1 pseudogene is annotated in these 255 nt (G+C 55.7%); it reads left to right on the top strand.

Going from position 1 to position 255, the window contains the following annotated elements:
- Positions 1-96 (top strand): annotated as a pseudogene (locus KDM89_RS23145) (DUF1153 domain-containing protein); the annotation flags it as partial.
- Between the last annotated feature and the right edge of the window lie 159 nt (positions 97-255).

Below are 255 nucleotides of genomic sequence, written 5' to 3' on the forward strand. Positions count from 1 at the left end.
CAGATCAAGGAACTTCAGGAAGCATATGGCGAGGCCATGCTAGAACTGCGTGCCAGAAAAAAGCTGGCGTCCCTGCTGGGCGAGGAAGAGAAGTGATCGAAACGATCCACCAGGGACTGGAAGAAGACGGCTTCAAGGTTTCGATCAGCAAATTGTGCCAGTGGTTTGATATGCCGCGCCGGACGGTGTACTACAAGTCCGTGAAGGCAGCCCCCAAGGTCCAGGCGCGCTTTGCCGAGCCAATCAAGGCGATGA

It is taken from the genome of Cognatundibacterium luofuense, assembly GCF_018139685.1.
GTDB classification, from domain to species: Bacteria; Pseudomonadota; Gammaproteobacteria; order Burkholderiales; family Burkholderiaceae_D; genus Undibacterium; species Undibacterium luofuense.